This is a genomic window from Polaribacter sp. Hel1_33_78, from assembly GCF_900106075.1.
Classification (GTDB): domain Bacteria; phylum Bacteroidota; class Bacteroidia; order Flavobacteriales; family Flavobacteriaceae; genus Polaribacter.
The window spans coordinates 3,006,216-3,020,988 of record NZ_LT629794.1 but is presented as its reverse complement, the minus strand read 5'-3'; the positions used below and the strand labels follow the sequence as shown (position 1 = coordinate 3,020,988).

10 protein-coding genes are annotated in these 14,773 nt (G+C 30.0%); 9 read left to right on the top strand and 1 reads right to left on the bottom strand.

Translation table 11 applies throughout. From position 1 onward, the window contains the following. Nucleotides 1-293 precede the first annotated feature (293 nt). The 9 genes from BLT88_RS13120 to BLT88_RS13075 all read left to right on the top strand — a co-directional run bounded on the left by BLT88_RS13120 (nucleotide 294) and on the right by BLT88_RS13075 (nucleotide 10,734). Nucleotides 294-875 (top strand): methyltransferase domain-containing protein, encoded by a 582-nt coding sequence (locus BLT88_RS13120; protein ID WP_091955317.1) that lies wholly within the window; start codon nucleotides 294-296, stop codon nucleotides 873-875. Between the two features lie 542 nt (nucleotides 876-1,417). Next, nucleotides 1,418-2,098, top strand: a complete 681-nt coding sequence (locus tag BLT88_RS13110) for a DUF6799 domain-containing protein (protein ID WP_036782786.1) — start codon at nucleotides 1,418-1,420, stop codon at nucleotides 2,096-2,098. Between the two features lie 60 nt (nucleotides 2,099-2,158). Next, nucleotides 2,159-3,049, top strand: a complete 891-nt coding sequence (locus BLT88_RS13105) for a hypothetical protein (protein ID WP_091955314.1) — start codon at nucleotides 2,159-2,161, stop codon at nucleotides 3,047-3,049. 385 nt (nucleotides 3,050-3,434) lie between these two features. Next, complete coding sequence (locus BLT88_RS13100) at nucleotides 3,435-4,739, top strand: TolC family protein (RefSeq protein WP_091955312.1); 1,305 nt, start codon at nucleotides 3,435-3,437, stop codon at nucleotides 4,737-4,739. An 8-nt stretch (nucleotides 4,740-4,747) separates the two neighbouring features. Continuing rightward, nucleotides 4,748-5,827 (top strand): efflux RND transporter periplasmic adaptor subunit, encoded by a 1,080-nt coding sequence (locus tag BLT88_RS13095; RefSeq protein ID WP_091955310.1) that lies wholly within the window; start codon nucleotides 4,748-4,750, stop codon nucleotides 5,825-5,827. 188 nt (nucleotides 5,828-6,015) lie between these two features. Then, a complete protein-coding gene (locus BLT88_RS13090) occupies nucleotides 6,016-9,210 on the top strand; it encodes an efflux RND transporter permease subunit (RefSeq protein ID WP_091955309.1) in 3,195 nt (1,064 codons plus the stop codon). After that, nucleotides 9,210-9,515 (top strand): hypothetical protein, encoded by a 306-nt coding sequence (locus BLT88_RS13085; protein ID WP_091955306.1) that lies wholly within the window; start codon nucleotides 9,210-9,212, stop codon nucleotides 9,513-9,515. The genes BLT88_RS13090 and BLT88_RS13085 overlap by 1 nt, the downstream gene beginning before the upstream one ends. A gap of 19 nt (nucleotides 9,516-9,534) precedes the next feature. Beyond that, nucleotides 9,535-9,720 carry a DUF2892 domain-containing protein gene (locus BLT88_RS13080; protein WP_091955304.1) on the top strand — a complete coding sequence of 62 codons (186 nt, stop codon included), beginning with the start codon at nucleotides 9,535-9,537 and terminating at the stop codon, nucleotides 9,718-9,720. 168 nt (nucleotides 9,721-9,888) lie between these two features. After that, nucleotides 9,889-10,734 carry a universal stress protein gene (locus BLT88_RS13075; RefSeq protein ID WP_091955301.1) on the top strand — a complete coding sequence of 282 codons (846 nt, stop codon included), beginning with the start codon at nucleotides 9,889-9,891 and terminating at the stop codon, nucleotides 10,732-10,734. 551 nt (nucleotides 10,735-11,285) lie between these two features. Here BLT88_RS13075 and BLT88_RS13070 read toward each other — a convergent pair. After that, entirely contained in the window at nucleotides 11,286-14,735 is a 3,450-nt protein-coding gene (locus BLT88_RS13070) for a hypothetical protein (RefSeq protein ID WP_091955300.1), read from the bottom strand. Nucleotides 14,736-14,773 lie beyond the last annotated feature (38 nt).

Genomic DNA, 14,773 nt, shown 5'->3' with positions numbered 1-14,773 from the left:
TAAAGTTTGGTTTTCTAATAAAGGAGATAAAATCTTCTTTCATCACGAGCTAAGGGATGATCTCTAACAAAGTTTTCAATTTCTTGAATTTATTTAGAGGATACCAATAATTTAAAAGAAGAGTTTTTTTTCCTTAAAATTTTTTAAACGAGATTAATATCAAGAATCTAAAAAAGCTTTTTAGCCAATATTTTTCTTTACGTTAACTAAAATCTCCCTAAAAAGGGTTTATTTTGTGAAGAGAGAGTTGATGGATAGTATTCCATTAAATTGCAATTTTATTCGATTAATAAATGATTTTATCTGAAAAATTTTGGGAAAATAAGTATAAAACTAATAAAATTGGTTGGGATTTAGGAGAAGTATCGGCACCTTTAAAAACCTATTTTGACCAACTGATAAATAAAGATTTAAAAATATTAATTCCTGGAGGGGGGAATTCCTACGAAGCAGAATACCTTTTTAATAATGGTTTTAAAAATGTATATGTTGTAGATCTTTCTAAAACAGCTTTAGAAAATATAAAAAAAAGAGTTCCAAATTTTCCAAATTCACAATTAATTTTGGGTAATTTTTTTGATTTGAATGATACTTTTGATTTGGCAATAGAACAGACCTTTTTTTGTGCTATAGACCCGAATTTAAGAGAAAAATATGCATACAAAATGAAAGATTTGTTGAAGTCAAAAGGCAAATTAGTTGGGTTGCTTTTTGATGCAAAACTGAATACTGATCACCCACCTTTTGGTGGAAATAGAAAAGAATACACAGCTTATTTCGAATCATATTTTAAAATGGATGTTTTTACAAAATGTTATAATTCATTTCATAATAGGCAAGGAATGGAGTTATTTATTAAACTAACGAAGAATTAAAAAGAATAGAGAAATCAAAGGTAGCTGATTTTATTTGAGGTTTTTGGAGATTTTATTTTTTAAAGGCATATTAGTTTTGAGATCAATACCATTTTTACTTTTCAAATAATGCATTGCACTTTTTGGTAACCAAAGGATTTTTAGATATAAATTATTTAAATCTTTTTTTACGGTAGAAAGTAAAATATTCCTTCTTAAAAACAAGCGCTTCATTTTTTTTTTCAATTATCATATTTATTCCAAAACAAAGGGAAAGAATGTTTTAGTTTTTAAAAACGATTCTAATTGTGCAAGAAAAACAATTAAATTATAATTATTTTTTTAAAGCTTAAGGTCGATTTTAATTCTATAGAAAAGAGAATTTAAATCTGTCTTTTTTTATTTTACTATATAATATTTTAGATTGAAAAATTTCTTTTTATCGCTGAAATTTGATAAGATGAAAGCACTAAACATTAAGTTTTTTCAATGACCTGGGTCATTTTGTAATGTAAGTTTTGTTCCTAATTTAGCTAAAGAATTTAACTATAAATATAGTACTTATGAAAAAAATTATATTACTAATAGCTTTGGTTGTTCTAGGAACAGCGGCTATACAAGCACAAGACAAAGATCAAGTTCAAGATCAAGACCAGGTACATTTAATGTTAGTAGATGGAGATGTTTTACAAATTAGAGATCAACTTCAAACTAGATTAAGAATTAACCAGACATTAAATGATGGAACTGTTATTAGCCCAGATGGGAAATATAGAACTAGAGACCAGAAAAGACTTCGTTTAAAAGATGGTGAATGTTTAGATAAAGATGGCGTTAAATATCGTAATGAATATCAATATAGATATAAAATTCAGCAAGAGAATAAAGGGCTTTCACAGAGTCAAGTTCAAGAACGAAATCAAAATAGAGTTCATTATATGTTAGTTGATGGTGATGTTGTACAGATTAGAAATCGAGAACAAACAAGATTACAACAGCAATTACAATTAAGTGACGGGTCTCAATTAAGTCCAGATGGAGCACTTTTAACAAGAGAGAGAAAACAGTTGCGTTTAAAGGACGGTGAGTGTTTAAATTTAGATGGTAAAATGTATCGAAATACATATACACACAGAAAAATGATCATTCAGAAAAAGATAAATGCAAACAAGAACTTATTAAAAAAGAAAGCTCAAAAAAAGACTACTATTAAAAAAGTAACGAGTAAAAAGAGAAAGTCATAAATCAGTAATAAAAAGGGTTTATAGTTTTATAAACCCTTTTTTAATATAAAATATGATGTGATGAAAAATTTAAAACTAAATAGTATACTAATTATACTCATTGTTTTATTCAGCGATATAACACTGGGACAAAACATTACGGAGAAAGAAGCATCCTATGTTTCTTTAAATGTGAATTTTATTAATGATGCCGTTTTTATGGGAAGAAAAGATTCTATAGCGACTCCATATTTGTATCCTTCAATCCTTTATCACAATAAATCTGGTTTATACGCAAGTGGTTCTTTTTCATATCTAACGAAATCTAGTGAATCTAGAATAGATTTGTTTTTAATTACTGCCGGATATGATTTTAGTATTAAGAAACTTACTGGAGATATTTCATTTACAAAATACTTTTTTAATGATGATAGTTATAACGTTATTTCAGAAGTTGAAGCAGATTTAACTGCTAGTATTATCTATGATTTGGATATCATTAATTTAGGTGTAACAGCCAATACGTATTTTAATAAAAATAATGATTCAGATTTCTTTTTGTCATCAGAAGTTAGTCATGATTTTGTTTCAGAAAAAACAGAATTTCAAATTTCTCCAACGATAGGAATTTATTTCGGAACTCAAAATTTTTATGAAGAATACTATATTAATAATCGTTTTAGTTCTAAAGCAGTGGGTGAAGGAGAAGGAGAAGGAGAAGGAGAAGGAGAAGGAGACGGTAGCACACAAACAACAACTGAAGTAGTAATTCAAGAAAGTGAAAAATTTAATATGATGGCTCTAGAGTTTAGTTTGCCAATGTGGTATGTATATGATTCATTTACATTTATGTTTCTACCAGCAATCGTATTACCTCAAAACTCAACTACTTTGATAATTGACGGTATAGTTACAAAGGAAAATTTAGACACTACTTTTTATGCTGTTATAGGTGTAAGTTATAGATTTTAAACTCTATAAATTTATAATCTTTACTATGTAGTTGATCGCTTTTTTTTTAGCAGCTTCCCTGAAAGTATGATTTCAAATTATGGAGAAATTAGTATTTGTTTTTATCAACATACATTAAATAGCTTTTAGTGAAAAAAGTAGCAGTATTGTTATTTTTAATTGAGTACTCATACTAGATTTCTTACTTATAAAGTTTAAAATTCAAAAAAGGATAGATACACTATTATCCTCAAGTTCTTTGATTCCCAAAATGACTTAACTATAAAATTATCTAAAAATATCGCAATCTGTTTAGAGAGATATTGTTTAAGATTATTAGTAACAAATGTTACAAACTAGTGTTTTAACCTGCCTTAATTTTGTCTAAAATTAATTGAATACAATTATGAAAACTAAATTATTAATAGTAACATTAATTTTACTCTCTTCCTTTATAAGGGGTCAAGAAGTAATTATGTTGACTAAAAGTGAAGTTGTTTCTAAAGTAAAAGAAAACAGCAACACTCTTAAAATATCTCAACAAGATGTTTTGGCTGCAAAAGGAGATTTCCAGCAAACCAATGCAGTATTTTTACCAAACATTACAGCAAGTCATACCGGATTTTCAACAACAAATCCTTTAATGGCTTTTGGTTCTAAATTGAATCAGGAAATATTAACACAAAACGATTTTAATCCTTCTTTGTTAAACAATCCAACAAAAACTCAAAATTTTGCAACAAAGTTAGAAATTCAGCAACCTTTAATCAATTTAGATGGTTTTTATAAGCGAAAAGCTGCAAAATCTAAAATGAATGCAGTGTCTTTAAAAACGGAACGTATTCAAGATTATTTACTTTTTGAAGTTGAAAAATCTTATATGCAATTGCAGTTGGCATATACAGCCGTTGAAGTTTTGGAAAAAGCTTTAGAAGCTGCAAATGCAAATAAAAAAATTGCAGATAATAACTTTAAACAGGGGCTTTTGCAACGGACAGATGTTTTAAATGTTGAAGTACGAGTTACAGAAGTTAAAAATCAGTTACAAACAGCAAAAAGTAATGTACAAAATGCTTCAAATTATATATCATTTTTAATGAATGATGAAAACTATGTTGTTTATAAACCAACAGAAAGTTTAACGGTTTTAAGTTTTAAGGTTGGTAAAAAGATTATTTCTGAAAATAGGCCAGATATAAAAGCGATGCAGCTAGCTTCAAACGGATATGAAGCATTGAATAAAGCAGATAAAATGGCTTTTTTACCGCGTTTAAATGCATTTGGGAGTTATGAAATTTACGATAGCAAAGTTTTTCAAGGAAATGCAAATGGTTATTTAATTGGCGCACAGATAAGTTGGGATCTTTTTCAAGGTTCAAAACGTTTTGGAAAAGCGCAAAAAAGTAAAGCTGAATTTGAAAAATCTAAGTTAGCATATACTCAATATGTTTCTAAAAGTAACTTAGAGTTAAACAAAGTAAAGCGCCAATTATTAGATGCAAAAAACAGATTAAATTTAACAGTTTTATCTGTTCAACAATCTAAAGAATCATTAAGAATTCGCAAGAATAGATTTCGAGAAGGATTAGAAAAGACTTCAGATTTATTAATGGCAGAAACGCAATTTGCACAAAAGCAATTAGAACATTTCCAAACAATTTTTGAACACAATTTTACACAAATTTATTTAGAATTTATAACCAAAGAATAAGCGTCAAAATGAAAAAAAATATACACATCATCTCGTTAATAGTTGCCTCCTTATTCATTATTAGCTGCAGTAGTGAAGATAAAAAAGTAGTAACAGATAATTCGCCTGTAATTAAAATTACAGTTCGTAAAGTTGCCACAAATAGTAATAATCAGTTTTTGTCGGTAAGTGGAAAAATACAAGCGTCTAATAGGACCGATGTAAGTACAAGAATGATGGGGTACGTAAAAAAGGTATACGTAAATGTTGGAGATAAAGTTAAAAAAGGACAGTTGTTAGTATCTATTAATAATACTGATCTCCAAGCTAAAAAAGCACAAGTAAATGCAGGAATTATAAAAGCTAATACTGTTTTTAAGAATGCTGAAAAAAATCACAACCGTTTTAAAAATTTATTTGGGAGTAATAGTATTACCCAGAAAGAAATGGATGATATGACTGCTAATTATGAAATGACCAAAGCAGGTTTAGAATCTGCAAAGCAAATGAAAAACGAAATTAATGCACAATTTGTGTATGCAAATATTATAGCTCCTTTTAGTGGTGTAATCACTAGTAAAAATATAGAAAATGGAGATTTGGCAAGCCCTGGAATCACTTTAATGAGCATAGAGTCTCCTAAAGATTTTGAAGTAATAGCGATGGTTCCTGAAACTGAAATATTACAAATTAAAAAAGGAACAACTGTTAATGTTCTAATCAAATCTATGCAAGAAACACTTAAAGGAAAAGTTAGCGAAGTAAGCACTTCTGCTAAAAATACTGGAGGACAGTATTTAGTGAAAATAGATTTAGAAAAAACAGCTATAACTATATTATCGGGAATGTTTTCTACAGTGCAATTTCCTGTAGAAAGAAAAGTAAAATCGTCATTAGTTTTAATTTCTTTAGATGCAATTGTAAAAAACGGTCAATTATCTGGAGTATATACCGTAAGTCAGAGCAATACAGCAATGCTACGTTGGTTGCGTTTGGGAAGAATTTATGGAAATCAAGTGGAAGTGTTATCAGGTTTAAATTCTGATGAGTCGTATATAGTTTCTTCTGAAACAAAACTATTTAACGGAGCGAAAGTTAGTATTCAGTAGTAATAAATAGTTATTGTATTTATTATAATCTCGCTCAGTTTAAAAAACTTTGCAGGTATCAATAAAATAAAAAATTAGTCAAGAGTTATCGCGTTAAGGATAGCAGTGAAAATACTTTTTTTGCTTTTATAAATGGTAAAAAAAGATTGAAACGAATAGCCTATTAAAACGCCCAAAATATGCATATTATGAAAGAAGGTTTAGCTGGAAAAATTGCAAAAGTCTTTATTGGTTCAAAACTGACAGTGCTTCTAATGATTGTCTTTATGGTTGTTGGTGTGTATAGTTCGTTTTTAATTCCTAGAGAAGAAGAACCACAAATTGATGTGCCAATGGCGGATATTTTTGTTGGTTATCCCGGCGCGAGTCCAAAAGAAGTAGAAACGAGAGTTGTAAAGCCTTTAGAGAAATTAATTTCTAATATTAAAGGTGTAGAATATGTTTATTCTACTTCAATGAATGAAAAAGCAATGGTGATTGTGCAGTTTTATGTGGGCGAAGATATTGAGCGCTCATTTGTTAAATTATACAATGAAATTAATAAGCACATGGATCAAATGCCAGAAGGTGTTACATTTCCATTGGTTAAAACACGTGCGATTGATGATGTACCAATGTTGGGATTAACGCTATGGAGTGAAAGCTATAGTGATTATCAATTAAGCCAAATGGCACAAGAACTAGAAACGGAGATAAAGAAAGTAAATGATGTTTCTATTACACATAAAATTGGTGGAAGAAATCGTCAATTAAGAGTGGTTTTAGACAAAGATAAATTGGCGTCAAGCGGATTAGATTTTTTATCAGTTTCTCAAATGATAAAAGCCAATAACACTCAATTAAGATCAGGGAGTTTTGATAAAAATGATACTGAATTTCTAGTCAATACCGGTACGTTTTTAGCATCTGTTGCAGATGTAGAAAATTTAGTTGTTGGCGTTCAACAGCATCAACCCATTTATTTAAAACAGATTGCTACAATTATCGATGGGCCAGAAGTGCCACAAAATTATGTGTCTTTAGGTTTTGGACAAGCGAGTGAGAAGTCTCAAACGTACAAATCTGAATATCCTGCAGTTACTATTTCTATTGCAAAAAGAAAAGGTGCAGATGCAATGAAGATTGCAGAAGTAATATTAGATAGAGTAAGTCATTTAAGAACAACTTTAATTCCTGATGATGTACATGTAGAAATTACCAGAAATTATGGTGAAACAGCTTCTCATAAAGTATCAGAATTATTATTACACCTTATAGGGTCTATTTTTGCTGTTACTTTGGTTGTAATGCTAGCCATGGGCTGGCGTGGTGGATTGGTCGTGTTTTTATCAGTGCCAATTACCTTTGCTTTGACGCTGTTGAGTTATTACATGTTAGATTATACATTAAATAGAATTACGCTTTTTGCATTGGTATTTGTTACGGGTATCGTAGTTGATGATTCAATTATTATTGCCGAAAATATGCATAGGCATTTTAAGATGAAACGATTGCCTTTTAAGCAAGCTGCTTTATACGCCATTAACGAAGTTGGCAACCCAACAATTCTAGCTACGTTTACTGTAATAGCCTCTGTTTTACCAATGGCTTTTGTTTCTGGTTTAATGGGGCCTTATATGGCGCCAATGCCAATTGGAGCTTCAATAGCAATGATTTTATCATTATTTGTAGCCTTAACAATTACACCTTATTTAGGATATATTTTCTTAAGAGAAAAAGATAAAAAAGGAGGAGTAGAGAAAGTACAAAAACCATTAGAAGAAACTTTTATTTATAAAATTTATAACAAATTTGAAAGACCTCTATTAGAGAGTAAAGCAAAACGTTGGCTATTTTTAGGAGGAACTTTTGTCTTGTTAATGGGAACAATGGTCTTATTTTTTACAAAATCTGTTGCGGTAAAAATGTTACCTTTTGATAATAAAAACGAATTTCAGATTGTAATAGATATGCCAGAAGGTACAACTTTAGAAAGAACAGGAGTTGTTACCCAAGAGATTGCTCAATATTTATCGACAAGGCCAGAAGTGGTGAATTACCAAAATTATATTGGTACTTCTGCGCCAATTACTTTTAATGGTCTGGTGCGTCATTACGATTTACGTGGAGGAAGTAATATGGCAGATATTCAAGTGAACTTGGTTGATAAAGGTGAACGAGATATTCAAAGTCATGGAATTGCAAAATTATTAAGACCAGAAATTCAGAAAATAGCCTCTAAATATGATGCAAATGTAAAGTTGGTTGAAGTTCCTCCGGGCCCACCAGTAATGTCAACGATAGTTGCTGAAATTTATGGACCTGATTACGATGAGCAAATGAACATTGCAAATAGTGTTCAGGATATATTAAAAAACACAGTGGATGTAGTCGATGTAGATTGGATGGTTGAAGCGAATCAAAAAGAATATCAATTTGAAATAAATAAAGAAAAGGCAATGTTGTATGGGGTTGCTCCTCAGCAAATTGCATATACAATGCACAGGGCTTTATCTAACAGTCCTATTACAAATTTATATGATGAAAATGCTGTAAATCAAGTTGGATTGGTTTTGAGTTTAGATGAAAAAGAAAAATCAACAATTTCTGATATTTCTCAATTGAAAGTGAAATCTAAACAAGGAAACATGATTCCTATTGCAGATTTGGTTGAAATTAAAGAAACAATTGCTGCGAAAAGTATTTATCGTAAAAACCAAAAACGTGTAGTTTATGTAATGGCGGATATGGCTGGAGAGTTAGAAAGTCCTGCTTATGCCATTTTAGGAATGGAAGAAAAGTTGCGTAAAATAAAATTGCAAGAAGGCTATACTTTAAATGAAATGTATTTGGGTCAGCCAGATTTTGAAGATAATTATACCGTAAAATGGGACGGAGAATGGCAGATTACATTAGAAGTTTTTAGAGATTTAGGAATCGCATTTTTAGGAGCTATTATCTTAATTTATATTTTAATTGTTGGGTGGTTTCAAAATTTTAAAGCTCCGATAGTTATGATGGTTGCCATACCGTTATCACTTATAGGAATTATTTTAGGTCACTGGATTATGGGTGCATTTTTTACAGCTACTTCATTTATTGGAATGATTGCTTTGGCCGGAATTATGGTAAGAAACTCCGTCTTATTGATTGATTTCATCAACTTAAGATTGGCAGATGGTGTTCCTTTAAAACAAGCTGCAATTGAAGCAGGAGCAGTGAGAACTACCCCTATTTTATTAACTGCAGGAACTGTGGTCATAGGAGCATTTGTCATCTTATTTGATCCAATTTTTCAAGGATTAGCAATCTCTTTAATGGGTGGAACAATTGTTTCAACTGTTTTGACTTTGTTGGTTGTGCCACTAGTATATTATATGATTGAACGTAAAAACTATAAATAATGAAATTAGTATTAGTTACCGCGGTTGAAGAATTTCAAAAAGATGTTTTAAAAATCTTTACAAAAGCAGATATTAAAAATTTTAGTAGTGCAGATATTGCTGGGTATAAAAATGCACCCTCATTGTTAATGGATTCTAATTGGTTTTCAGCGGGAAAAATTGGGAATGAGTCAATTATGTTTTTCTCTTTTACCAATAAAGATAAAATTGATGATTTATTCAAAATCATTGAAGAATTCAATAATCATGTTGAAACAAATAATCCAATAAAAGCGATTGTTGTTCCAATAGAAAAATTTATATAAACTTAAAAAATAAATAGAAATGTTAAATAAATATTTTAGAGCTATCGTTGGTGTAATGGTTTTGTTAAGTGTTGTGCTTACAGTGTATGTTAACCAAAATTGGATTTGGTTTACTGTGTTTATAGGAATAAATATGTTGCAATCTGCCTTTACTAAATGGTGCTTATTGGAAACAATTTTAATGAAATTAGGAGTAAAAAAATGATTCTTTAGACGCTAAATCAGAGCACAAATAAATTCTAAAAAAAATATTTTCAGGCAAGGTTCATTTATTTATGTTATAAATTTTATGTTTAATAAGTTGATATTTGTCATTTTATAGGTTGTTTTAGATTCTTAAATTTGAGCTATTAATGTATTAAAATTTCATAAGATGAAAAGAATATTACACGCTACAGATTATTCAGAAAACGCAATACCTGCGTTAAAATATGCTTTTAGTTTAAGTGAAAAATTAAATGCAAGTTTATTTGTAATTCATGTTTTTGATTATCCAACAGTTTTCAGCAAAGAGCTTGCAGAACCTTATCAAAATCTTGAAGAAAAATCGTACAAAATACATTACCAGAAACTAGTTGATTTTTGCACAAAAAATTATGAAGGTGACATAGATAAATTAGATCTAAGTTTTGATGCAATTGAAGATAAATCCATCGTAAAAGGAATTATAAAAAAAGCAAATAACCTAAATGCAGATTTGATAATTACTGGTACTAAAAGTGAGAAAGTATTGAAAGAATTACTTTTAGGAAATACAGCAAAACAACTTATTGAAAAAGCACCATGCCCTATATTGACAGTTCCAAAAGAACAAAATTCTCTTGAGATTGATACAATAGTTTATGCTTCAGATTTTGAAGAAAATGATATAAGCGCAATTTATGATTTAGTTAAAATAGCGGAACCATATAATGCTACTATAAAAATTGTTCATATTTCATTAAAAGAAGATGATACGGACAGAAATAAAATGGATTGGTTTAAAGAACTATTAAATGAAAAAATTAAATATGATAAAATTGATACAGAAATAATCTATTCTGAAGATGTTTTTGAGGCATTAAAATCTTATTTAAATGAAAAAAAAGCAGACATGGTTACAATGTTAGAAAGAAGCTCAAAAGGAATAATGAAAATGCTTTTCCACACAGATTTAGTTAAAAAAATGGAAACCTTGGGTAATATTCCATTAATGAGTTTTAATGAAGATCAATTATAATAATGTTAGGTAAAAACTTTAAAAATAAATAAAATGGAAAGAAGGATATATAGAATATTAATTGTTATTTCACTATTGCTAGGGTTTTATCTTTTTACAATAAAAGATTCTCATTCTGTACTTTTTTTAGCAATAACTTTAGGTTTAATTTTTTTTCTTTTCAGCGGAGGTATTCATGGATTGTTAGCGCATTCAATAAACCCAAAACTAAAGAGATATACCATTGCATACCCACTGATAATGGCCTTATTTTGGGTTTTTCTATTAATGATTTTAATCTTTTTTGTCCTGCCTATATTTTGCCCAGACTTTCTTTATAAGTTGTAAGTTTATTTTCTTAATTCGTCTTTTTAAATCATTTTAAATATTTATTTGAAATGATTTTTTTATTGAAAATATGTTCATGTGATTTATTTTAAAGTAGCTCATTCGTATTTTTTTGGGTTGTATACTGCCAAAAAATAAGTGCTTTAATAAGTACAAAAAAAAGGGCATCAACTATAAGAGATGCCCTAATAAACTGCCAAAATCGGCTTGTTAATTATTAAATACTAAACTTTTTTATATAGAGGATCTGCTCCAATTGTTCCTGTTAAAGTTTCCAAATAAGTCTCAGATTTTACAGTCTTAAATAATTGTGTTACTTTTTCTAAACGATTCATTATGTCCATTTCAGAAACTAAAAATTGGTTGTTTGGATTCGCTAGGAAATCTTCTAAGTATTTTATTTGATTTCCATAAAAGACAATATCTCTTTGTTGTTTTATTTTCAATCTTGCTTTATACCAATCGCTATTTACAACATAATCTCTATCGAAATATTTACGTAATTCTAAATCACTAATATCTTTTCCTTCATAGTTTCCATAGGCCATTATGTGCAGTAGAATTTTTAAGGGAGGAATGGCAGCAGCAATACTTCCATCTTCAAAATAGTTTAATGCAACTTTCTGTTGAGCCTCAGTTATGTTTTTAATTCCATCTGCATAATCTTCTAATCCTTGCAGTTCAGGTTGTAGCATTCTGTCACTAAAGACAGCAGTAGGTTCGTCAAAAATTCGATTCATACATCTGTAAGAGAAAGTTTTAGTAATTCTATAGCCTAATCTGCTTGCTAAGATGGTTTCTCCTTCATATTCAAAATCTTCAATTTTTTCTAAAGAACCATTTGCGATTAAAGCTTTGGGGTCTCTATCAATTGGTTCTAATCTTGCCCAAATTTCAGGAATTAATAAACTGACATCATGATCAATTTTATTTTCTGAACCTACATAACCTGCAGCAGTACTAAATCCATTAGATTCTGTTAAGATATGCGATAATAAAGCATTGTTTAAATCGGTTGTTGGCGTGAGCATATTAAAAGGTGCTTTTGTTAAAGCTCCTTCAGAACCTGCACCTGTTGTTGATGGTGACTTGCCTGTTAAACTACAAATGAAATCCATAAATAATTCTGGAGCTTCTTGATAGTGGATAGGATTGTAAACTGCTAAAGGTCTTATACCAGCCGCTTTGTCTACCGGGTTATTTCTTCTTCCTGGTAAAACCGCATTTACGACATGATTTACGGGTTCATCTAAGTTGATTTTTCTTACCAAACGAACTCCAATATCAGCTAAATAAGTTTCTTCAGTTTCTGTAATATTTAAACTTGGTTCTAAATAGCGAGGATTTTTTGTAGGTTCTCCTTGTACAATTCTAGTATGAGAAGGTACTACAAAATACTGTTCCTTTTTATCACTTTTAACAATACTCTCTACAAAATCCTTTACAGGTTGTGTATATTTATCAAAGTTGATAGTGTCTTCATATAAAGCAATGGCATCTGCTTTTTTTAGCAATTCATAATTGGTTAAGAAACGGCCATCAGCAACTAAATCTTTTTCTGCATGTTTATCATAACCTCTTACTATAGCTTCATCTGGTCTTTGAAATAAATGAGCTTCACAATTGGTTAATAATTTTAAACTTTTATTTGTGAATTCTGGATTTAAATTTGATAATTGTTCTCTAGGCAAAGTAATAGATGCCGTAATATCATCTTCTGTTTGAATTTTTTCAGAAGGAGAAAAGTCTGAACGCAATTTATTTAGCATCCAATTTCCTTTTTCATTGAAGCCAACACGAACATAACTACCAACAACAGGTGTATTGTTATGTAATAAACCAGTACCTTTTTGTCCGTTGATAATTTCTACAGACATATAGTCTTTCCAGTTTAACTCACCATGCGCTTGTCTGTATAAACGTTTTACAAATAAAACTAAAGAGCGAATATGAACAGGAATACCTTTTAAGAATTCATTAAATTCATCTGAATTTTCTTCAGAAGGAATTAATAATTTAACGGCAGAACTTAGCGTTCTTTTTTCGCTTAAAAAGGTTCTAGATTTTGGTCTTTCTGGATCTTTTATTTTCCAACGAGTGGAATATTCAAACTCTATAATTTCATCTGCTTTTTTAAAATCTTCTTCGATATTTTGAATGTTAAAATTACTATAGGTAATCGCATTTTGCATCGATTTAGAAATCTCAGATTTTCCACCACCAGAAACGGTGCAGGGTTTATGGCAGAAAACTCCTTCTGCGAATGTATCTACAATTCTCCATAAATCTACAGACTCATGTTTGTCTAATCTAAACTTATTTCCGGTTGGGTGAACATATATCTTATAAGGAGACAATGTAAGTTTTTGCTCTCTACTGTTGTGCATCCAAGTAATACTATTTGTATTGATGTTTACATAAGAAAACTCAGGAATATAGATGATGTTTGGGTATTTTTTATCCACAGCGTAGTTTTCTGGCTTAACTTCAATGGTATCTCCTAGAAGTTTTTTTACACCTTCAAAAGTATGTTCGAAATTATGAAACTCAGAATAGTCTCTACCATCTAAAGTATCTCCCATAACTCTTCTTGCAAATGCAATTGCACCTCCAGCGTGTTCTTCTTCTACTAAGCCAAATAAGTTAGCGGAGTAGCTAATTTGAGTTTTAATTTCTTTTTTAGAATAGCCATAGTAGTTGTCTGCAATTAAGGTAATTACAACACCTCTGTCATCCCTGCAGGTAATTTTAAAAGCACCACCTTCGTTATAAATTTCATTTTCATCTTTCCAACACATACCCTCTTTTTTCTGACGATCAGTAGCATCATTAAAATGAGGTAAGCCAACATCTTTCTTTTTTAATTCTTTTAATTGGGGTGCTAAAATAATACACCCAGTGTGGCCTGTCCAATGCTCCGTGTCCAATGCAGCATCATTTTGAGCTAAATTAGGATCTCCTGCATTCCCGAAAATAGATTCTACAAAATCTAAATTACTTACCAAATTTCCTGGGACAAAAAATCGAACTTCTAAAGATTTTTTTGTGATGACACCTTTTACCTCTGGACAAACTATAGGTCTTAATAGCATTGAAGCCATTACTCTAGCTTGCTCTTTTTGACTTGATGTAAATGGTAATGTTTTTAAATCTTCCGATGGATTAAAAGCGGCATTCAAAAAATGGGCAAATACTACTTTTGGCACTTCTTTTTTATCTAAAGGAACGGGTAAATTTCCCTCAACAATATGAAAAGTGCCTTTTGTGGTTCTTTTATCATGCAAAGGATTATTTAAAATTCCTTGTTTTACCCTGCTAGAAGTAACTAAATCACTTTTAAAAGAATCTCCATCTGGTGGTAAACTTACCTCTCTGGCTTGTCCTTTTTTTGATAAAATTAAGGTGTTATTTGGTAAAATAATTGGTTTGTCAATAGATACATCTTTTAAATAGTCATCTATAAACTGTTGTATTCTTTTATCTACAGGAGAATGATGATTAGATAATAATCTCGATTTTTCTTGTAAACTTTTTATAAGTCCACTCGTTAATGCTTCAAATTTAGGATCTAAAAAGGTATCAGAGCTATCTGTTTTATCTTTAAATGTTGGTTGGCCTAATGAAGCTAATTGTAAGTTAATAAACTGAACAATGTCTTTTCTAGTTTCTTGCATGGTGTTTCACTTGATATTATTAGTATAATTTCTAGAGC